The following is a 20,119-nucleotide window of genomic DNA, read 5'->3' as shown; positions in this document are numbered from 1 at the left end:
GCCCACATTACTGCCCGGGCGGTGGGGTTTAACCCCACACTGCGGCCCCCCCCCCCCCCCGCGGCTCTTGCTGTTGTGCTGACTGCCGTCAGGCGCAACGCCGGAGCGTTACGCGGACTTGCGGCTGTCCCGCGGATGCACCGCAATGTTCATGGCGCCGGATCGCAGTACCGCAAGCCTTTCGGCCAGGACCTCTTCGAGCTCCTCGCGGGTGCGCCTTTCCATGAGCATGTCCCAGTGCGTACGCGCGGGCTTGCCCTTCTTCTCCTCAGGCCCGTCGCCGTCCACCAGGAGGGCAGTGGCGCCGCACGCCTTGCACTCCCACTCCGGCGGAATTTCGGCCTCTACCGAGAACGGCATCTCAAATCGATGTCCGTTCGGGCATGCGTACTCCACCGCCTGGCGCGGGGCCAGATCGATGCCGCGGTCGGTCTCGTAGCTTGTAACCACGAGTCGCGTGCCGCGGAGAGCTCGCTCACTCATGAATCGTGCCTCCCGGGCTTGTCGCCCACAGGACAGGTGTCGCTGTCGTCGTCATCCGGTCAACGTCCGGTCGGCGGTAAAGATTCCCGTTGCGGGTCATGCGTCGCCCGTCGTGCCGCTGCTTTTCCCAAAAAGTTGGGTACCCACCAGTGCCCGGTTTGTCACTTCTGGCAGCAGATGTCACCCAGCGTTGTCGATTTCCGAGCGCGCAGTAACGGTCCGCCTGGCGAGCCAAAGGCGTACACTACCGGCCTTTCACTTCAAGGTCTAAATCCGCTCCGGTACGGGGTTTCCCGCAGCCTCCACGGCCTGCCGTACGGGCACCCGTACGAGGAGGGCGAATCCCAGTGCGAAGAAGGCCACGAGCGAGATGATCGCGTCCCGATAACTGCCGGTCAGCTGGTACGCGAGGCCGAAAACCAGCGGCCCCAGCCAGCTCATGCCCCGGTCGCTCATCTCGTACACCGAGAAGTACTCCGCCTCCTTGCCGCGCGGCACCAGATGCGAGAAGAGGGAGCGCGAGAGGGCTTGGCTGCCGCCGAGAACCAGGCCGATGGCCGAGGCCAGGGCGTAGAACCAGACGGGCTCCCCGGCCGGCAGGAAGTAGCCGGCGCCGATCGTCAGGGTCCAGGCGGCGAGCGAGCCGAGGATGGTGCGCTTGGCGCCGAACCGCTGGGCCAGCCGGCCCATGCCGAGCGCCCCGGCCACCGCGAGCACCTGGACCAGCAGGATGGCGGTGATGAGGGTCGTCTGGTCGAGGCCCAGTTCCTCGGACCCGTAGATCGACGCCTGCGAGATCACTGTCTGGACGCCGTCGTTGTAGACCAGATAGGCCAGCAGGAAGGAGAGCGTCAGCGGATGGCGGCGCATGTCCTTGACGGTGGCGACCAGCTGCCGCCAGCCCGCGCCGACCTTGCCCGCGCCCTCCTCACCGCGCGCCGCCACCCGCCGGTCGCGCAGCCGGCGCAGCGGTATGAGAGTGAAGGCGCCCCACCACAGGCCCGCCGAGGCCAGACAGATCCGTACGGCCGTGGACTCCGAGACCCCGAAGCTCTCGTGACCCGAGTACAGGACGAGGTTCAGGACGAGCACGAAGGCGCCGGAGGTGTAGCCGAACGCCCAGCCGCGCGACGACACCTGGTCGCGCTCGTGCGGCTCCGCGATCTGCGGGAGATAGGCGTTGTAGAGCACCATCGAGACCGACTGGGCGGCGTTGGCGACGATCAGCAGGAACGCGCCCAGCAGATAGCGGTCCCCGTCCAGGAAGAACATGCCCGCCGTCGCGGCCGCTCCGGTGTACGCCGCCGCGGCGAGCAGTGGCTTCTTCCGGCCCGTACGGTCGGCCACCGCACCCACCAGGGGCATGACCAGGACGGCCACCACGACGGACATGGAGACGGCGTACGCGAACACCGATCCCGCCCGCACCGGAATGCCCAGCGGGTGGACGAAGCCTTCCGCGTCCGCCGCGGCCTTCGCGACCGTGGTCAGGTACGGGCCGAGGAAAACGGTGAGCACGCTCGTCGAGTAGACCGAGCACGCGAAATCGTAGAAGTACCAGCCGCGTTGCTCGCGCCTGCGGCCCGCCGCCCCGTCGGGGCCGCCCCCCTCGTCCGTACCGTCCGTACGGTCCACGGTGCCAGAGCTCACCGCGCGCCCCCTCGCTCGTCCCCGTGCCGTCGCGGGTCACGGGGCGGACGCCGGGCCGGGCCGGTTAAGCCGGTCAAAGCCGGTTAAAGCCAAGTACCCCGCTCGGTCAGCACCGTTCGCAACGTCTCGATGTGATCCGTCATGATGCCATCCACACCGAGATCGAGAAGCGCTGCCATCCGGTCCGCATCGTTGACCGTCCACACGTGGACCTGCAGGCCGAGCGCGTGTGCGGTGCGTACGAAGCGGTGATCGACGACCCTGATGCCGCTTTGGATCTCGGGAACCTGGGCGCACACCGCACTGCGGCGTATCGCGGCGGGTATGGAGCGCGCACGCAGCCACAGCCCGAGGACGCCCGCCGTGCCGAAGGAAGTGGCGAGACGGGGGCCCGCGAGGCGCTGAGCCCTGGCCACCCGGTTCTCGTTGAACGACCCGACGCACACCCGGTCCCACGCGCCGGTCCTGCGGATCAGGTCGACCAGCGGCCCGAGAGCCGGCTCGGCCTTGATGTCGACGTTCCAGCGTGCGTCGGGAAACTCTTCGAGCAGCTCCTCGAAGAGGGGCAGCGGCTCTTTCCCCGCCACCCGGGCACGGCTGACGTCGTTCCAGGGAAGCGCCGAAATGCGGCCCCGCGCGTCGGTCACCCGGTCGAGGGTCGCGTCGTGGAACGCCACGAGACGGCCGTCCGCCGTGGCGTGCACGTCGGTCTCGAAGTAGCGGTATCCGGCGTCGTCGGCGCGCCGGAACGCCGCCGCGGTGTTCTCCAGGCCGTCGGCCGCCCCGCCGCGATGGGCGAAGGCGAGCGGCGCGGGATGGTCGAGATAGGGATGGCGTACGCGATTCACCGGGCGATTATCGCGGCTTGTGGTGTACCGGCGGCGACGACCGTACTGCGGGCGTCCGCCGTGGGGACGGCGAAGACGCGCAGGAAGAACTGGGCGAGCGGTCCGATGGCGAGGGCGTAGATGACGGTGCCCGCACCGAGCGAGCCGCCCAGGGCGAAACCGGTGGCGACGACCGCCACTTCGAGGGTGGTGCGTACGAGGCGGATGGAGCGCCCGGTGACGCGGTTCAGTCCGGTCATCAGCCCGTCGCGCGGACCGGGCCCGAACCGGGCGGCGATGTAAAGGCCCGTCGCCGCGCCGTTCAGCACGATGCCGGCGATCATCAGCGGGATCTGCCCGGCCAGGCCGTGCACGTCCGGTACGACCGCGAGCGTGCCGTCCATCGCGACGCCGATCACCACGACATTGGAGACGGTGCCGAGCCCGGGCCGCTGCTTGATGGGGATCCACAGCAGCAGCACCGCGGCGCCGACGATGATCGAGACCACGCCGATCGTCAGCCCGGTCTTCCCGGCGAGGCCCTGGTGCAGCACTCCCCACGGTTCGAGCCCGAGGCCGGCGCGCACCAGCAGCGCCGAACTCACTCCGTACAGCACGAGACCGATGTACAGCTGCGACAGCCGACGGGTGAGTTGCATGGGCACTTGCGCTCCTTGCCTGGAAGTGGTGGCGTTACTGGACCGCCGCATGACACTCTGTGGCTTGGCAGAAGATGTCATCCATGGCCAATTCGAGTGAGGTGGACTGGAAATTATGGCGCAGTGGACTTCGGCGGTGGGGGCAGCTCAGCTCGCCAGGCAGCTCAACGCCCAGCAGTCGCGTCCGGCCGGCCCCGGCACGCGCAAGCCGCCTGCCTACCGCGCCCTCGCCGACGGCATAAGGCTGCTGGTCCTGGAGGGCCGGGTGCCGGTCGCCGCGCGGCTTCCCGCCGAGCGCGAGCTGGCGGTGGCCCTGGCCGTCAGCCGTACGACCGTGGCCGCGGCGTACGAGGCTCTGCGCGCCGAGGGCTTCCTGGAGTCGCGCAGGGGAGCCGGCAGCTGGACCGCCGTCCCCGCGGGCAACCCGCTGCCGGCGCGCGGCCTCGAACCCCTGCCGCCCGAGTCCCTCGGTTCGGTGATCGACCTCGGCTGCGCCGCGCTGCCCGCGCCCGAGCCGTGGCTCACCAGAGGCGTCCAGGGCGCGCTGGAGGAGCTGCCGCCGTACGCCCACACCCACGGCGACTACCCGGCGGGCCTGCCCGCCCTGCGTCAGATGCTGGCCGACCGGTACACGGCGCGCGGCATCCCCACCATGCCCGAGCAGATCATGGTCACGACGGGTGCGATGGGCGCGATCGACGCGATCTGCCATCTCTTCGCGGGGCGCGGCGAACGGATCGCCGTCGAGTCGCCGTCGTACGCCAACATCCTCCAGCTGATGCGCGAGGCGGGCGCCCGGCTGGTGCCCGTCGCGATGGCCGAGGGGCTCACGGGCTGGGACCTGCCGCGCTGGCGACAGGTCCTGCGCGACGCCGCGCCGCGACTCGCGTACGTCGTCGCCGACTTCCACAACCCGACCGGCGCCCTGGCCGACGAGGACCAGCGGCGCGGGCTCGTCGACGCGGCGCGCTCGGCCGGGACCGTACTCGTCGTGGACGAGACCATGACCGAGCTCCGTCTGGACGCGGATGTCGACATGCCGCGGCCGGTCTGCGCCTTCGACCCGTCGGGCAGCACGGTCCTGACGGTGGGCTCCGCGAGCAAGGCCTTCTGGGCGGGCATGCGCATCGGCTGGGTGCGGGCGGCGCCCGACGTGATCCGCAGCCTGGTGGCGGCACGCGCGTACGCGGACCTCGGTACGCCCGTCCTGGAACAGCTCGCCATCAACTGGCTGATGAGCACGGGCGGCTGGGAACAGGCCGTCGAGATCCGCCGCACGCAGGCGCGCGAGAACCGCGACGCGCTGGTGACGGCGGTGCGCAGGGAACTGCCGGACTGGGAATTCGACGTACCGAGCGGAGGGCTGACGCTCTGGGTCCGCACCGGAGGGCTGTCGGGTTCGCGGCTCGCCGAGATGGGTGAGCGCGTCGGTGTACGGGTCCCTTCGGGGCCGCGCTTCGGGGTCGACGGGGCCTTCGAGGGGTACGTACGGCTGCCGTTCACGGTCGGCGGCCCGGTGGCGGAGGAGGCGGCGGTGAGGCTCGCGGCCGCCGCGAGGCTGGTGGAGAGCGGAGCGAGCAACGGCGCCGAGGCCCCGCGAACGTTCGTCGCCTGACGGGTCTCGGGGCCCTTCGGGCCTTTCGGTCCCCTGCTGAACGCTCCCGGGTCAGCCCTCGGCCGGCACCGGCTCCGGTTCCTGCGCCGGGGGCTGGATCCGGGGCTGTGCCCGGGTGTCCGCGCCCGTGGGAAGTACGAGCTCGGGAAGCAGCTCGATGACGGCCTGCCGGTGCGCCTCGCTCGTCGCGTCGTCGTACGGATCGGGCGTCGCCGGAACCTGGAGCCGCATCACGGGACCCGTACCGAGCCGTGCGTACCCGCGGCCGGGCGGGGTGTCGCGCGTCGGTGTGGTGTGCGGCGGTTCCCCCAGCACGGATTCGACCTGCCCGGGAACGGCCGGACCGAGCGCCACGCGCGCGCGTGTGTGGGACCGCACGGTCTCGCTGAGAGCGTCCATGGCGTCGAACTGCTCGGCCACCACGACCGTCACATTCGCCGCCCTGCCGTGCCGCAGGGGCACCTGGAGCAGCGCTTGCGGATCGGTGCGCCCGTCAGCGGCCGCCAGATGACCGAACACGCTCGGCCGGTCCAGCAGGATCCACAGCGGGCGTTTCGTGTCTTCCGGGGTGGGGTGCCCGGCCTGCCGGGCGCGGTTCGCGGCGATCAGCCGCCGCTCGGTCTCGTGTGCCGCCCATTCCAGGCTGGCGAGCGCTCCCGGGAGGCTGCATTCGACCGCCAGTACACCGGCCCTTCCCGTGAGGCACGCGTACTCGCCGGTGCCGCTGCCTTCGACGATCACCACGTCGCCGTGCTGGAGGGCCTGCAGAGCGATCGAGCGCAGCAGACTGCTCGTACCGCTTCCGGGCTGCCCCACGGCGAGCAGATGCGGCTCGGTGGAGCGCGTCCCGGTCCGCCAGATCACCGGAGGGGCGTCGTACGTCCTGTCGCCCTCCGTGACGGGCACGGTCCGCTGGACCGCGTCGGCGTCGGTGAAGCCCAGCACCGTCTCGCCGGGCGCGGTGACGAAGTGCTGGGCGGCGATGGACGTGGGCAGCGGGGGCAGCACCGTCATGACGAGCTGGTTGCCTTCCTCGTCCCACTCGAAGTGGTACTCGCGGCCGCGGCCCGACTTGGCGTGCAGCAGCTGCTCGATGCGCGCCCGGGACGAGGCCTCGCCGTCGGTGAAGTACGCCGGGTAGCGCACCAGAAGCCGGACGAGCCGGCCGTCGTCGAAGTCGTACTCGGGGAATGCCTTGTCCCATTCACCGCCGTGGGTGAACATCGGGCTGGGGTGCTCGGCCACCGAGAAGTACGGCACCAGGGCCTCGTAGAGGGCCCGGAGCCGGTCGCTCTCGGCCTCGGTGGGTCCGCTCCGCGCGGGGGTGCGTTCCCGTCCTTTCCAGGCGGCCGCGGCCATCACCGTGATCAGGGCGAGCAGGGGCCCGTAGGGGATGAGCGCGACCACCAGGACGACGGCCGCCACTACGAACAGCGCGGGACCACGCCGGTCCTTGGGCGTATCGGTCCATTTGCGCCGGCCGGCGGCGGCCAGCTGCCGCAGACCACGGGTGATGGTGATCAGCGGGTGGAGAACGTCGGTGGCGCTGTCGGCCGCGGTGCGCGCGATCTCGCGGCTGCGGGTGATCGAGGCACTGCCGCTGCTCAGAATGCGAGGGAGTTGACGAGGTCGCCGGGCCACTTCGGTCTCCTGTGTGTTGAAGCGGTTACGGCAGGTCAGAACTTGATCCCGCCCAGGAGGCCGGCGAGGCTCGCGCCTCCGGCCTTGATGCTCGGTGCGATGGCTGTGCCCGCGAGGTAGAAGCCGAACAGTGCGCAGACGAGGGCGTGCGACGCCTTGAGGCCGTCTTTCCGGAAGAAGAGGAAGACGATGATGCCGAGAAGCACGACGCCTGAGATGGACAGGATCATGAGGTTCTCCTGGTTGAGGGGACAGTCACCATGAGTTCTTCCAGGCTCACAGCATGTATCTATACGGCAAAAGGTGCAAATGGGTTACTTTTCAGGTTTTTCACTGGAGTGGCCGATGCGGCTCGGCTTCGGGGTCGGCTCGCCCCGATCTTTGCCGCTGCCGGGCCGCGTCATGTCGGCGAGCGGGCAGTACCCTGACGATTCACTCGTACGGCGCTGGTGCCGTACGTACAGGTCACAGCAGTGAACGGCAGTGGAAGGCGGTCCGTCCGATGAGCGAAACCCCGGATCCCGAGGTGGTCGAACTGGCCGGCAAGGTCTTCGACCTGGCGCGTCAGGGAGAGGCCGAGGCGCTCGCCGCGTACGTCGACGCGGGCGTGTCCGCGAACCTCACCAACGACCGGGGCGACACTCTCGTGATGCTCGCGGCCTATCACGGCCACGCCGCCGCCGTGGAGGCCCTGTTGAGCCGTGGGGCCGACCCCGACCGGGCCAACGACCGCGGCCAGACGCCGCTCGCAGGCGCCGTGTTCAAGGGCGAGGAAGCGGTGGTCCGCGCACTGGTCGAGGGAGGCGCCGACCCGGCCGCCGGAACGCCGTCCGCGGTGGACACCGCTCGCATGTTCGACAAGAAGGACCTGCTGGAGCTCTTCGGGGCCCGATGACCGGGTCGCCGTAAATGTGGTCGCGTCGGTGAAATGGCTGGGTCATCATGACGTCGGATTCACATGCACGCGATGCGGGCAGAAGTTGCCGGATCACGGGGAATGTGAGCGGGCCCACTCCGGGCCCACCGACGAGAGGCAGAGGAAGATGGTCTACAGCGAGCAAGAGTCGACGGCGGACGCCCGGACATGTTGCCGCGCGGCCTAGACACGGCACGTATCCCGGTTGCGTCGACAGCTTGATGTGAGGCTTTTTCCATGTTCGATCCAGTCATAGCGCCGAGCGGCACGCTGCTCGGCCTCCTGCAGAGGGGCCGCGGCGACGGCACGCTGCACGCGCTCGCCGCGCCCCGCCCCGAAGCGCTCGCGGCTCTCAACCACTGCGTTCTCGACGACCCCCGCCACGACTGGCAGGTCGAGAACCGCTCGCTCTACTACGCGCGCCTCTACCTGGATCTCGACGGCGGGCTCGAAGCGATCGAGCAGCACCTCTTCGACCCGGAGGACCTCGTCGACGACGACGAGGGTAGGACCGGCCTGGCGCTCGCCGTGCTGGGCCATCTCGCCTCGTACGGCAGGGACGACGCTCTCGTACTGCTGCGCAGGTACGCCAGGACCGGCGCCAACTGGGCGTGGGCCCTCGACGAGCTCGCCCTGCGTGACGACGACGCCGGACTGCGCGGCCTCGCCGTGGCCGTTCTCGCCCGGTTCCCCGGCACCGCGGAGGGCGAGGCCGAGCTGGCCGCCGCCGTGCGGGACGCCTTCGAGCCGCGGCCCTGGCGGCTGTGGTCGGAGGACCCGCGCGAAAGCATCGGTGCCCGCGTGCGGGCGGCCGGTGAGCAGGGCTCGTTCCACCGCTGGCAGCGGCAGATGCGGCCGACGGGGCCACGCCCCGGCTGGAGCGTCCAGGCCGTGTTCGACTGGGCCCAGCAGGGCCTCGACCGCGGTACGCCGCTCCATGTGCCGGCCGCCAGGTGTCTGACGGCCGTCGCCGGACCCGCGGACCGCTCGGCGATCGTCGAGGCGGCGCGCGGCGGCCAGGACGGCGCGCGCTGCACCGCGCTGCACTACCTCGCCGAATCACGGGACCCCGTCGTGCTCGACCTCATCGAAGCGGCGGTGCAGAGTCCTTCCCGTACCGTCGCGGACGCCGCGGTCGCCGCCTTCGAGCGGATGTGCGGCGCCGACGCGGTGGACCGCGCGCGGGGCTGGGTGCATCGTCCCGACGCCCTCGGGGCGTCGGCGGCCGGCGTGCTCGCCTGCCGGGGCGGGGCCCAGGACGCGCCGCTCGTGCTCGGTGCGCTGCGGGAGACCGTACGGGCGGACGGGCCCGACGCACCGCTCCTGTGGACCCTCGTGGACGGCGCGGGACGGCTCGGCATCTGCGCCGCGGCGCCCGTACTGCGCCACGTCTACCGGGAGACGGCGTCCTCGCACCTGCGCGGCCGCGCGGCGCGCGCCCTGGCCGCCACCGACCCCTCGTTCGCCACCGGCTTCGCTGTCGAGTGCCTGTGGGACTGCGAGGAAACCACCAGAGAAGTGGCCGCACGGCACGCCGAGACCGGCGACGCGCGCGTGGCGGAGAGACTGCGGCGGCTCGCCGCCGACCCGGCCGAGGAGGCCGAGGTCCAGACCGCCGTACGGAGCAGGATCGGGCCGGACGCGCCCGCTGTCTGAGAACGAGCGCCACGGAGCGGGCGCCAGGGCGGCGTGACGGGCACGGGGGCCAAACGCTCATAGGACGTTCCTCGCCCGGAAAGATCCAAGTCGGCCGGGACACTCATGGCGCGACGACAACACGAGTATGCGTATGCGTGTCGTCATCGTCACCGAGTCCTTTCCGCCCGACGTCAACGGCGTGGCCCACTGCGCCCTGCAGACCGGTTGAACCTGCGCAGTGCGTGGGCGTACTCGCGGATCGTGTGTACGACGGAGTGGGCGGAGCGTGAGTTCGTACGCATAGGGGCGCGCAATGTGGTGCGCGCCCCCCTGGGCGTCGACCTGGATATATACAGTCCCGGGCGCCGCAGTACGGCGCTGCGCGCACGGCACGCACACGGGAACGACGTACTGCTCCTGCTGTGCTCGCGTCTGTCGGTGGAGAAGCACCCGGGAACGGCCCTTGACGCCCTTGCGGCGCTTCGCGGGAACGGCGTGAGGGCGGCACTGGTGATCGCGGGGGACGGGCCCCTGCGGGACGGCCTGATGCGCAGAGCGCGCACGGAACGGCTGCCCGCCTTCTTCCTGGGACACGTGGCCGACCGAGACGAACTGGCCGACCTTCAGGCGGCGGCGGACATCTGCCTGGCCCCCGGCCCCGCCGAAACCTTCGGACTGTCCGCACTGGAGGCGCTGGCCTGCGGCACTCCGGTCGTCGCAAGTGCGTCCTCCGCACTCCCGGAGGTCATCGCAGACGCAGGCCTGTCGGCCACCGATTCAGGCGAGGTGTTCGCCGACGCCGTCAACTCTTCGACTGGCCGGCAGCGGTGGAAGCGTTCCTGGCGGCGCACGATGCGAAGGCGCTGACGCGGGAACGGCAGGTGACGTCATGACCCCAGAAGCCCACGCTGGGCCCGTGGACGCCCTTCGGGCGTGCCCTGAGCTCCCCCGAAACCACCCAGCCCGTCCGGCGTTTGAGGACCGGGGTCTGGGGCGGAGCCCCAGTTGCGGGAAGGGGCGGGTTGGGGAAAAGACTCGTCGGCCCCGGCCCGGCCCTGGCACCGTGCGGCCGGTGCGGTTCGCGGCCCTGGGGGACTCCCTCACTGAGGGCGTCGGGGACCCCGTGGCCGGCGGCTGGCGCGGTTGGGCCGCGCTACTGGCCAACGGCCTCGCCGCACGGACCAGCCCGCCGAATTCCAGAACTACGCCGTGAGCGGCGCCCTCACCCGCGACGTAGCCGAACGCCAGGCGCCCCGCGCCCTCGCCTTCACCCCCGACATCGCCTCGGTAGTCGTCGGCGTCCACGACACCCTTCGCCGCACCTTCGACATCCACGACCTCACGGTCCAGCTCGACGGGGTGTACGCGGCCCTGACCGCGACCGCCCTGTCGGCGCGCTACGGCGCCGTACACCTGCACGTCGCCGAGGCCACCTGGGTGACCGACCGGGCCCTGTGGAGCGCGGACAGGCTGCACCCGGGCGAGCGCGGGCACCGGCTGATCGCCGCCCGCTTTCACGCACTGCTCGCCGCCGAAGGGCTCGCGACCGGCGCGGCGCCGGGGCATGAACCCGAGCAGCCCCCGCCCACCCACGCGGCCGCTCTCCTGTGGCTGCTGACGGCGGGCACCGGCTGGCTGGCGCGCCGCTCCACCGACCTGCTGCCGCAACTCCTGGGCCTGGCGGCCGCGGAGGTACGGCACGCGGCACCAGCACGCGGCTCGATCTGCGCGCCTCCCAGGCGCTCTCGGCCGCGCTCGCCGCCGTATCGCCGCCGCGCCTTGCCAGAATGGGAGAATGAGCGGGCGCTGGGAATTCTGGATCGACCGTGGCGGCACCTTCACCGACGTAGTGGGCCGACGGCCCGACGGGCGGCTCGTCACCCGCAAACTGCTCTCGCACAACCCGGAGCGCTACCGGGACGCGGCCGTCGCCGGAATCCGGCTGATGCTGGAGCTCGGACCCGGCGAGCCGGTCCCGGCCGACCGGATCAACACCGTGAAGATGGGCACGACGGTCGCCACCAACGCGCTCCTGGAGCGGCGCGGGGAGCCGACCGTACTGGTCATCACCGAAGGCTTCGGAGACGCCCTGCGCATCGCCTACCAGAACCGCCCCCGGCTCTTCGACCGCCACATCGTGCTGCCCGAGGCGGTGTACGAGCGCGTCGTGGAAGTACCGGAACGGATCGACGCGCACGGCGCGACCGTACGGCCGCTGGATCTCGCGGCCGTCACCGAGAAACTGCGCTCCGCGCGGAGCGACGGTTTCCGCAGCGCCGCCGTCGTGCTGATGCACGGCTACCGTCATCCCGCGCACGAGTCCGCCGTCGCCGCCGTGGCGCGTGAACTCGGGTTCACCCAGGTGAGCTGTTCGCACGAGGTCAGCCCGCTGATCAAGTTGGTGCCGCGCGGTGACACCACCGTCGTGGACGCGTACCTCTCGCCGATCCTTCGCCGGTACGTCGACGAGGTCGCCACGGAACTGCGAGGCGTGCGTCTGATGTTCATGCAGTCCAACGGCGGGCTGCGCGAGGCCGCACACTTCCGCGGCAAGGACGCCGTGCTGTCGGGCCCCGCGGGTGGCGTCGTGGGAATGGCGCGTACATCGGAACAGGCCGGGTTCGAGCGCGTCATCGGCTTCGACATGGGCGGCACGTCCACCGATGTGTCGCACTACGCCGGCACGTTCGAAAGGGACTTCGGCACGCAGGTCGCGGGCGTACGCATGCGCGCTCCGATGATGAACATCCACACCGTCGCGGCGGGCGGCGGCTCCGTGCTGCACTTCGACGGCCAGCGCTACCGGGTCGGGCCCGACTCGGCGGGCGCCGTCCCGGGGCCCGCCTGCTACCGGCGCGGCGGCCCCCTCACGGTCACCGACGCCAATGTCATGCTCGGGCGCGTCCAGCCGGACCACTTCCCCGCCGTCTTCGGACCGCACGGCGACCAGCCCCTGGACGCCGGGACGGTGCACCGCCGGTTCGCGCGGCTCGCAGACGACGTCGCGGAAGCGACCGCTGTACGGCGCAGCCCCGAGGAGGTCGCGTCGGGCTTCCTCGACATCGCTGTGCTCAACATGGCGAACGCCGTCAAGAAGATCTCCGTACAGCGTGGTCACGACATCACCCGCTACGCCCTCACCAGCTTCGGCGGCGCGGGCGGACAGCACGCGTGCGCGGTCGCCGACGCGCTGGGCGTCAACACGGTCATCGTGCCTCCGCTGGCCGGCGTGCTTTCCGCGTACGGCATCGGGCTGGCCGACGCGACCGCCATGCGCGAGCAGTCGGTCGAGGCGCGGCTCGACGAGGAGACGCTCGGGCGCGTACGGGAACTGTGCGACCGGCTGGCCGGACGTACCCGCGAGGAACTGCGAGCCGACGGCATCGCGGACACGGCGATCAGCACGCACGCGCGCGTGCTGATCCGGTACGCCGGTACGGACGCGAGCCTTCCGGTGGCCCTGAGCAGCGTCCAGGACATGAGCGCGTCCTTCGAAGCGGACCACCGTGCGCGGTACGCCTTCACCATGGACAAGCCGCTGGTTGTGGAAGCCGTCTCGGTCGAGGCCGTGGGCGTGGGCGTGGCGGGACCGAGCGTTCCCGGGAACATCACGCAAGGGCGCACGCACACGGGAACGTTGAGGCCCCGTTCGACGGTACGGATGTTCACCGAGGGACGCCGACAGGACACCCCGCTGTACCGGCGCGACGACCTGCGGCCCACGGACACCGTCGAAGGCCCCGCCGTCATCGCCGAGGACGACGCCACCACGGTCGTCGACCCCGGCTGGCAGGCGGCCGCCGGAGAACGGGGGCATCTGCTGCTCACGCGCGTGCGCCCGCGGCCCGGCAGAACGGCGGTCGGCACGGACGTGGACCCCGTCATGCTGGAGGTGTTCAACAACCTCTTCATGGCCATCGCCGAGCAGATGGGCGTACGCCTCGAAAACACCGCCCACTCCGTCAACATCAAGGAACGGCTGGACTTCTCCTGCGCACTCTTCGACGCGTACGGCAATCTCATCGCGAACGCCCCGCACATTCCCGTACACCTCGGTTCGATGGGGGAGTCCATCAAGGAGGTGCTGCGGCGCAACGAGGGGGCCATGCGCCCTGGCGACGTGTACGCCATCAACGACCCGTACCACGGGGGCACACACCTGCCGGACGTCACCGTGGTGACCCCCGTTTTCGACGCCGACGGCGGTCCGTTGCGCTTCCTGGTGGCCTCGCGCGGACACCATGCCGAGATCGGCGGCATCACCCCCGGTTCCATGCCCGCCTTCAGCCGTACCGTGCACGAAGAGGGCGTCCTTTTCGACAACTGGCTTCTCGTGAGGGACGGCAGGCTGCGCGAGGACGAGACGCGCGAACTGCTGACCACCGCCGCGTATCCGTCGCGCGACCCTGACACCAACCTGGCCGACCTGCGCGCGCAGATCGCCGCCAACGAGAAGGGCATCGCCGAACTGCGTCGCATGGTCGACCAGTTCGGGCTCGATGTGGTCCAGGCGTACATGCGGCACGTACAGAACAACGCCGAGGAATCCGTGCGCCGTATCGTCGCCGGGCTGCGGGACGGCGAGTACCGCTATGAGACGGACAGTGGAGCCGTCATCCAGGTCGCCCTGCGGGTGGACCGGGAGGCACGCAGCGCGGTCCTGGACTTCGCCGGTACGGCGCCTCAGCAGGCGGGGAACTTCAACGCGCCCAAGTCGGTGGTCATGGCGGCCGTTCTGTACGTCTTCAGGACTCTCGTCGCCGACGACATCCCTCTCAACAGCGGCTGCCTCGAACCCCTGGAGGTGCGAGTCCCGGAAGGCTCCATGCTCGCGCCCGTCCATCCGGCCGCGACCGTGGCCGGCAACGTCGAGACCTCGCAGGCGGTGACCGGCGCTCTGTACGCCGCGCTCGGCGTCCAGGCCGAGGGCTCGGGAACCATGAACAACGTCACCTTCGGCAATGACCACGTGCAGTACTACGAAACCGTGGCGAGCGGCTCGGGGGCGGGCGACGGATTCGACGGGGCCGATGCCGTGCAGACCCATATGACCAACTCGCGCCTCACCGACCCCGAAGTGCTGGAGTGGCGTCATCCGGTGCGCCTGGACGGCTTCTCCGTACGTGAGGGCAGTGGGGGAGACGGCAGGTGGCGGGGCGGCTGCGGGGTGGTACGCAGGATCCGGTTCTTGGAACCGATGACGGTGGCGCTGCTCTCCGGCCACCGCCGCGTCCCGCCGTACGGCATGGCGGGCGGTGGGCCCGGAGCGACCGGCAGCAACCTCGTCGAGCGCGCCGACGGCACCCTCACGCCGCTGGAGGGTTGCGACACGGCCGAAGTGGGGCCCGGGGACGTCCTGGTGATCCGGACGCCCGGCGGGGGCGGATACGGCGCCCCTGACGCTTCCTGAAGGGTTCTGAGGGCTCTCAGCGCCTCCTTGCGGGGACGAAATGGATCGGCGTACCGGGCGCGGCCTGCGCCGCCGCGGCGAGATCCGACTCCTTGACGACCGCGATCACCGGATATCCGCCCGTAGTGGGGTGGTCGGCCAGGAAGACCACAGGGCGCCCGTCCGGCGGGACCTGCACCGCGCCGAGGACCATGCCCTCGCTGGGCAGTTCACCGTGCACGGCGCGCTCCAGAGGGGGGCCGTCCGTGCGCAGCCCGATGCGGTTGCTCGCGGAGGAGACCCGGTAGACCGCCTTGGCCAGGGTGTGCAGCGACCGTACGGTGAACCAGTCCGTACGCGGCCCGGGACCGAACCGCAGCACCAGTTCGCGCGGCGGCCCCTGCCAGGGCACGGCATCGGCGTACACCGGTGGCCCTGACTCGCGGCCCAGCGGCAGCACCGCACCGTCGGTCAGGGGCGCGGGGCCCAGTCCGGACAACAGATCGGTGGAGCGGCTGCCCAGCACGGGTTCGCAGGCGATCCCTCCGGCGAACGCGACATAGCTCCGTACGCCACCCGCCGCTTGCCCCACCTCCAGTACGGCTCCCGCCGCCACGCGCACCGGTGCGCCCCAGGCGGCGGGGCGGCCGTCCACGGTGACCCGGCAGGGCGCACCGGTGACCGCCACGGTGACCGCACAACGCGGCCGTACCGCACAGCCGTTCAGAGTCGTCTCCAGGACGGCTGCCTCCGCGTGATTGCCCACCAGCCGGTTCGCGAGATCGCTCGCGGGCCTGTCCAGCGCGCCCGAGCGCGGCACCCCCAGGTGAGCATGACCGGACCGCCCCTGGTCCTGTACGGACGTCAGCGCGCCCGCCCGTACCACCGCGAAAGCCCGGTCCGTCACAGCTCCTCCGGTACGAAACGCACCCGCGCGCCCGGCGTGAGCAGAGCGGCGGGCACCCGCGCGTGGTCCCACAACACGGCCCGCGTGGAGCCGATGAGCTGCCAGCCGCCGGGGGACGAGCGCGGGTACACCCCCGTGTACGCGCCGGCCAGTGCGACGGCGCCCGCCGGCACCGCTGTGCGCGGCGTGGCCCTGCGCGGCACGGCGTACCGCTCGGCGAGACCGGTCAGATAGCCGAACCCGGGAGCGAACCCGCAAAACGCCACCCGGAACTCGGTCGCCGAGTGAATCCGGCCCACCTCGTCGGGGGGTACGCCCCACAGCCCGGCCACCACCGCGAGATCGGGACCGTCGTAACGCACCGGGATTTCGATCGCGCCCCCGACGCCGGGCGACAGCGGCGGGATCTCCCATCCGGCCAGGCGCTCCGCGAAGCGCCCGGGATCGTCGAGGCCGTCGAGCAGCACCGTGCGCGCCGCAGGGACGATCTCCCGCACGGCGGGGAGCGTGCCCGCCGCCCGGCGCCGCAGCAGTTCCGCGTGGAGCGCTTCCGCCTCCTCGCCGCTGTCGAGCTCCACCAGGAGGGCGCGGTCACCGACCGGCAGTGCCCGCATGGTGCTCATACGAAGGCCTCCACCCGGACGCCTGCGGCCTCCAGACGTTCCCGTACGCGGCGGGCCAGGCCGACGGCGCCCGGGGTGTCCCCGTGCAGGCACAGCGAGCGGGCACGCACGCCTACTGGGCGGCCGCAGTGCGATGTGACCACGCCGAACCGGGCCATGGAGAGGGAGCGTTCAACGACCGTTCCCGGGTCCGTGACGACAGCGTTCTCCTGTCCGCGCGGAACGAGCGTCCCTTCCGGCGTGTACGCACGATCCGCGAACGCCTCGGCGACGACCGGCAGCCCGGCCTTTGCGGCGATGTCCAGGAAGCGCGATCCGGGCAGTCCCAGGACCGGTCGTTCGCCGCCGGCGAGCAGTACACCGTCGACGACAGCGGCCGCCTGTTCCTCGTCGTGCACCACCCGGTTGTAAAGCGCGCCGTGCGGTTTGACGTACGAGACCCACGAACCGGCCGCTCGCGCGAACACCTCCAGCGCGCCTATCTGGTAGGCGACTTCGGCGGCGAGTTCGTCCGAAGGGACGTCCATCGAGCGCCGCCCGAAGCCGGCCAGATCGCGGTACGAAACCTGGGCACCGATCCGCACCCCGCGCTCGGCCGCGAGGTCGCAGACGCGGCGCATGGTCGCCGCGTCACCGGCATGGAAGCCGCAGGCGACGTTGGCGCTGGTGACGACGGACAGCAGCTGTTCGTCGTCGGTCAACTGCCAGCGCCCGAACCCCTCCCCGAGGTCGGCGTTGAGATCGATCGAAACCGAGGTCATGTACGGATCCGTCTCCTGTCAGGCCACGCGGAACTGTTCGTCGCGGGCATCGGTGATGAACATCTGGCCCGGTGCGTGGGTGATCGCGAAGGGCGGCCGTGAGGCCATTACCGCAGCCTGCAGTGTCACCCCGCACGCCCAGAACACCGGAATGTCGCCCGGCTCCGCGTCCACCGGATCGCCGAAGTCCGGGCGCCCGAGGTCCGCGATACCCAGCCCGGCCGGCTCACCGCAGTGCACCGGACTGCCGTGTACGTCGGGCAGCAGGGCGCTCTCCCGGATCGCCGCGGAGAGGTGGTCCGGGGGAACAGGGCGCATCGACACCACCATCGGGCCGTGCAGCCGTCCCGCCGGACGGCACGGGCGGCCCGTCGTGTACATCGAGACATTGCGCCCCTGTTCGACGTGACGCATCGGCACACCGGCTTCCGACAGGGCCGCCTCGAAGGTGAAGCTGCACCCGATGAGGAAGGACACCAGATCGTCGCGCCAGTGGCCGGTCACCTCGGTGGGATCGTCGACGAGTTCGCCGTGCTGCCAGACCCGGTAGCCGGGCAGGTCGGTACGCAGATCGGCGCCGGGTGCCAGCGGCGTGCTCCAGGACCCGGCGTCGGTCACGTCCAGCACCGGGCAGGGCTTCGGATTGCGCTGGCAGAAGAGCAGCACTTCGTACGCCCAGTCCGCGGGCACTGACAGGAGGTTCGCCTGGGCGTGTCCGGGCGCCCATCCGGCGGTGGTCGACCTGGTCCCCGCACGGAACAGCTCGCGCGCTTCCCGGGGGCTCTTGCCCGTCGTTCCCCTGTGCGTCGTGGTGACGTTCACTGGAGCTCCCTTCCGCGCGTCTCGGGAAGCCCGAACAGTGCCAGTACGGCGAGCCCGTAACCGACCGCACCGAAGATCAGCGCGCCGCCGACTCCCCAGCTGCCCGCCAGGAAGCCGACGAGCGTCGGGAAGAACGCACCCACGGCACGGCCCGTGTTGTACGTGAACCCCTGACCGGTCCCGCGAACCGCCGTCGGATAGAGCTCACTGAGGAACGAACCGAAGCCGCTGAAAATGGCCGACATACAGAACCCCAGCGGGAAGCCCAGGACGAGCACCACATTGTTCGCCCCGGAGGGGATGTTGGTGTAGGCGGCGATGCAGGCGGCCGACAGGAACGCGAAGAGAGCGATGTTCTTCTTGCGGCCCAGTTTGTCGGTGAGATAGCCGCCCGTGAGGTAGCCGATGAAGGCACCCGAGATGAGGAACGTCAGATAGCCGCCCGTGCCGACGACGGTAAGGCCACGCTCCGTCTTGAGGTAGGTGGGCACCCAGGTGGCGAGCGTGTAATAGCCGCCCTGCACACCGGTGGAAAGCAGCACACCGAAGAGCGTGGTGCGCAGCAGGTCCTTCTTGAAGATGGTCGTGAAGGAGCCCTTGTCGCTGCTCGCGAGACGACGCCGCGTCGCTTCCGGTGCGTCGCTGACGTGGCGGCGTACCCAGATCACCAGGAGCGCCGGAAGAGCGCCGGTCCAGAACATCACGCGCCAGGCCGTGTCCGGGTCCAGGAACTGGAAGACCAGTGTGTAGACGATGACCGCGAGCGCCCAGCCGACCGCCCAGGAACTCTGGATGGCTCCGAGCGTACGGCCGCGGTGCTTGGCCGAGGAGTACTCGGCCACCAGGATCGCGCCGACCGCCCACTCGCCGCCGAAACCGAGCCCCTGGAGCGCGCGGAAGACAAGCAGCGTCTCGTAGTTGGGTGCGAACCCGCACAGGACGGTGAACAGCGCGTACGTGATCACCGTGATCATCAGCGCCTTCACCCGGCCTATGCGGTCGGCGGCGATGCCCGCGATGGCGCCGCCGATCGCGGAGACGACCAGGGTGACGGTCGTGAGGAGGCCGGTCTGCCCGGTGCTGAGACTGAAGTAGGCGGAGATCGCCACCATGCTCAGCGGCAGCGTGAAGAAGTCGTAGGAGTCGAGGGCGTATCCGCCGAACGCTCCGCCGAAGGCGCGGCGGCCGCGCGGCCCGAGGGCACGCAGCCAGGCGAACGCACCACTGTCGTCAGGGAGTTCGTTCTGCTTCAGCTGTGCCTGGGTGGTACTCATCTGCACCTCGCAGCAGGGAGGAGGGAGGAGGAGTGCGCCGGAGACCGTGCGGTGACGCCAAGGTAGGGGATTGTTGAACGATCCGACAAGAGTCATGTCGGGTCGTTCTTGCTTCTACGATGGACACCACGCGACCGGCGATAGCGGCCGACGCGGGGAGCTGAGGGAGAGAGGCGCTGTGAGGACGACGGAGTCCGAGGCCGGCGGGCTGGCCGACGACCGCCCGCTGCTGGGCCGCACCAGCACGGCGGAGCGAGTCGCGGACATCCTCCGCACCCGCATCGCCGAGGGCTACTTCCCGCCGGGGGAGCGCCTTTCGGAGGACAGCATCGGCAAGGCGCTCGGCGTCTCGCGCAACACGCTGCGCGAGGCCTTCAGGCTGCTGACCCACGAGCGGCTACTCGTTCACCAGCTCAACCGCGGAGTCTTCGTCCGTGTCCTCGCGGTAGAGGACGTAGAGGACATTTACCGCATCAGGCGGTTGATCGAATGTGCCGTCGTCCGCGGACTCGGTGCGCCGCCCTTTCCCCTCGACGGCCTCGACAAGGCCGTAGGTGACGGCGAGCGGGCCGCGGCGCGGCGGGAGTGGAAGGGCGTATCGACCGCCAACATCCACTTCCACCGCGAACTCGTCGCCCTCGCCGCCAGTCCGCGCACCGACGAGCTGATGCGCAGCGTCCTGGCCGAACTGCGCCTCGCTTTCCATGTGGTGGCCGATCCGCGCCGACTGCACGAGCCTTATCTCGTACGGAACCGGCAGATTCTGGAATGTTTGCGCACGGGCGACAATACGACCGGCGAACAGTTGCTCGCCGGCTATCTCGACGACTCCCGCACCCAGCTCGTCGAGGTGTACGCACGCCACATCGAGACCGGGAACTGGGGGACATGAGGGGCTTGTGGCCCCGCTGACC

General features: G+C 70.7%; 16 protein-coding genes and 2 pseudogenes. 7 read left to right on the top strand and 11 right to left on the bottom strand.

Annotated features, from left to right (window positions below; translation table 11 throughout):
- Window positions 1–108: 108 nt before the first annotated feature.
- The 4 genes from ABZX79_RS35390 to ABZX79_RS35375 form a co-directional block, all read right to left on the bottom strand.
- Window positions 109–483, bottom strand: a complete 375-nt coding sequence (locus ABZX79_RS35390; protein WP_014044757.1) for an RNA polymerase-binding protein RbpA — start codon at window positions 481–483, stop codon at window positions 109–111.
- A gap of 267 nt (window positions 484–750) precedes the next feature.
- Window positions 751–2,118 (bottom strand): MFS transporter, encoded by a 1,368-nt coding sequence (locus ABZX79_RS35385; RefSeq protein WP_355267350.1) that lies wholly within the window; start codon window positions 2,116–2,118, stop codon window positions 751–753.
- Between the two features lie 98 nt (window positions 2,119–2,216).
- The gene (locus ABZX79_RS35380) at window positions 2,217–2,981 is read right to left on the bottom strand and encodes a glycerophosphodiester phosphodiesterase family protein (protein ID WP_355267343.1); all 765 of its coding nucleotides are present in this window, start codon (window positions 2,979–2,981) and stop codon (window positions 2,217–2,219) included.
- Window positions 2,978–3,670, bottom strand: a complete 693-nt coding sequence (locus tag ABZX79_RS35375; RefSeq protein ID WP_355267340.1) for a hypothetical protein — start codon at window positions 3,668–3,670, stop codon at window positions 2,978–2,980. The genes ABZX79_RS35380 and ABZX79_RS35375 overlap by 4 nt, the downstream gene beginning before the upstream one ends.
- 64 nt (window positions 3,671–3,734) lie before the next feature.
- Here ABZX79_RS35375 and ABZX79_RS35370 point away from each other — a divergent pair, with 64 nt between their 5' ends.
- A complete protein-coding gene (locus tag ABZX79_RS35370) occupies window positions 3,735–5,234 on the top strand; it encodes a PLP-dependent aminotransferase family protein (protein WP_355267337.1) in 1,500 nt (499 codons plus the stop codon).
- Window positions 5,235–5,285: 51 nt separating this feature from the next.
- Here ABZX79_RS35370 and ABZX79_RS35365 read toward each other — a convergent pair whose 3' ends face one another.
- Together ABZX79_RS35365 and ABZX79_RS35360 are read right to left on the bottom strand one after the other, a co-directional pair.
- Window positions 5,286–6,875, bottom strand: a complete 1,590-nt coding sequence (locus tag ABZX79_RS35365) for a hypothetical protein (RefSeq protein ID WP_355267334.1) — start codon at window positions 6,873–6,875, stop codon at window positions 5,286–5,288.
- A 35-nt stretch (window positions 6,876–6,910) separates the two neighbouring features.
- Window positions 6,911–7,105, bottom strand: coding sequence for a hypothetical protein (locus ABZX79_RS35360; protein WP_028814016.1), 195 nt, complete (start codon window positions 7,103–7,105; stop codon window positions 6,911–6,913).
- A gap of 272 nt (window positions 7,106–7,377) precedes the next feature.
- On the opposite strand from ABZX79_RS35360, the gene ABZX79_RS35355 reads away from it, so the two are divergent.
- The 5 genes and pseudogenes from ABZX79_RS35355 to ABZX79_RS35335 all read left to right on the top strand — a co-directional run bounded on the left by ABZX79_RS35355 (window position 7,378) and on the right by ABZX79_RS35335 (window position 14,839).
- Window positions 7,378–7,770, top strand: a complete 393-nt coding sequence (locus ABZX79_RS35355) for an ankyrin repeat domain-containing protein (protein WP_355267331.1) — start codon at window positions 7,378–7,380, stop codon at window positions 7,768–7,770.
- A gap of 258 nt (window positions 7,771–8,028) precedes the next feature.
- Window positions 8,029–9,447, top strand: a complete 1,419-nt coding sequence (locus tag ABZX79_RS35350) for a HEAT repeat domain-containing protein (RefSeq protein WP_355267328.1) — start codon at window positions 8,029–8,031, stop codon at window positions 9,445–9,447.
- Window positions 9,448–9,645: 198 nt separating this feature from the next.
- Window positions 9,646–10,322, top strand: a pseudogene (locus tag ABZX79_RS35345) (glycosyltransferase); the annotation flags it as partial.
- Between the two features lie 170 nt (window positions 10,323–10,492).
- A pseudogene (locus ABZX79_RS35340) lies at window positions 10,493–11,228 on the top strand (SGNH/GDSL hydrolase family protein).
- Window positions 11,225–14,839 carry a hydantoinase B/oxoprolinase family protein gene (locus ABZX79_RS35335; protein ID WP_355267325.1) on the top strand — a complete coding sequence of 1,205 codons (3,615 nt, stop codon included), beginning with the start codon at window positions 11,225–11,227 and terminating at the stop codon, window positions 14,837–14,839. Before ABZX79_RS35340 ends, ABZX79_RS35335 begins: the two are co-directional and overlap by 4 nt.
- Window positions 14,840–14,855: 16 nt before the next feature.
- Here ABZX79_RS35335 and ABZX79_RS35330 read toward each other — a convergent pair whose 3' ends face one another.
- The 5 genes from ABZX79_RS35330 to ABZX79_RS35310 are packed head-to-tail and all read right to left on the bottom strand — an operon-like array spanning window position 14,856 to window position 19,205.
- A complete protein-coding gene (locus ABZX79_RS35330; RefSeq protein WP_355267322.1) occupies window positions 14,856–15,725 on the bottom strand; it encodes a biotin-dependent carboxyltransferase family protein in 870 nt (289 codons plus the stop codon).
- Window positions 15,722–16,339, bottom strand: coding sequence for an allophanate hydrolase subunit 1 (locus ABZX79_RS35325; RefSeq protein WP_355267347.1), 618 nt, complete (start codon window positions 16,337–16,339; stop codon window positions 15,722–15,724). Before ABZX79_RS35325 ends, ABZX79_RS35330 begins: the two co-directional genes overlap by 4 nt.
- Window positions 16,340–16,344: 5 nt before the next feature.
- A complete protein-coding gene (locus tag ABZX79_RS35320) occupies window positions 16,345–17,109 on the bottom strand; it encodes a 5-oxoprolinase subunit PxpA (protein WP_355267320.1) in 765 nt (254 codons plus the stop codon).
- Window positions 17,110–17,127: 18 nt separating this feature from the next.
- Window positions 17,128–17,931, bottom strand: a complete 804-nt coding sequence (locus ABZX79_RS35315) for a putative hydro-lyase (protein WP_355267317.1) — start codon at window positions 17,929–17,931, stop codon at window positions 17,128–17,130.
- Window positions 17,928–19,205 carry an MFS transporter gene (locus ABZX79_RS35310; RefSeq protein ID WP_355267314.1) on the bottom strand — a complete coding sequence of 426 codons (1,278 nt, stop codon included), beginning with the start codon at window positions 19,203–19,205 and terminating at the stop codon, window positions 17,928–17,930. The genes ABZX79_RS35315 and ABZX79_RS35310 overlap by 4 nt, the downstream gene beginning before the upstream one ends.
- 178 nt (window positions 19,206–19,383) lie before the next feature.
- Here ABZX79_RS35310 and ABZX79_RS35305 point away from each other — a divergent pair, with 178 nt between their 5' ends.
- A complete protein-coding gene (locus ABZX79_RS35305) occupies window positions 19,384–20,097 on the top strand; it encodes a GntR family transcriptional regulator (protein ID WP_355267311.1) in 714 nt (237 codons plus the stop codon).
- Window positions 20,098–20,119 lie beyond the last annotated feature (22 nt).

The sequence above is a fragment of the Streptomyces sp. NPDC002994 genome, assembly GCF_040611155.1.
Lineage (GTDB): Bacteria > Actinomycetota > Actinomycetes > Streptomycetales > Streptomycetaceae > Streptomyces.
The sequence above is the reverse complement of the archived record's forward strand: the minus strand, read 5'-3'. Positions and strand labels throughout refer to the sequence as shown.

What these genes read in the sequence shown, in the direction of transcription:
- ABZX79_RS35320 (WP_355267320.1), bottom strand. Translation starts at nt 17,109, where the DNA reads ATGACCTCGGTTTCGATCGATCTCAACGCCGACCTCGGGGAGGGGTTC.
- ABZX79_RS35350 (WP_355267328.1), top strand. Translation starts at nt 8,029, where the DNA reads ATGTTCGATCCAGTCATAGCGCCGAGCGGCACGCTGCTCGGCCTCCTG.
- ABZX79_RS35335 (WP_355267325.1), top strand. Translation starts at nt 11,225, where the DNA reads ATGAGCGGGCGCTGGGAATTCTGGATCGACCGTGGCGGCACCTTCACC.
- ABZX79_RS35325 (WP_355267347.1), bottom strand. Translation starts at nt 16,339, where the DNA reads ATGCGGGCACTGCCGGTCGGTGACCGCGCCCTCCTGGTGGAGCTCGAC.
- ABZX79_RS35375 (WP_355267340.1), bottom strand. Translation starts at nt 3,670, where the DNA reads ATGCGGCGGTCCAGTAACGCCACCACTTCCAGGCAAGGAGCGCAAGTG.
- ABZX79_RS35360 (WP_028814016.1), bottom strand. Translation starts at nt 7,105, where the DNA reads ATGATCCTGTCCATCTCAGGCGTCGTGCTTCTCGGCATCATCGTCTTC.
- ABZX79_RS35370 (WP_355267337.1), top strand. Translation starts at nt 3,735, where the DNA reads ATGGCGCAGTGGACTTCGGCGGTGGGGGCAGCTCAGCTCGCCAGGCAG.
- ABZX79_RS35390 (WP_014044757.1), bottom strand. Translation starts at nt 483, where the DNA reads ATGAGTGAGCGAGCTCTCCGCGGCACGCGACTCGTGGTTACAAGCTAC.
- ABZX79_RS35310 (WP_355267314.1), bottom strand. Translation starts at nt 19,205, where the DNA reads ATGAGTACCACCCAGGCACAGCTGAAGCAGAACGAACTCCCTGACGAC.
- ABZX79_RS35355 (WP_355267331.1), top strand. Translation starts at nt 7,378, where the DNA reads ATGAGCGAAACCCCGGATCCCGAGGTGGTCGAACTGGCCGGCAAGGTC.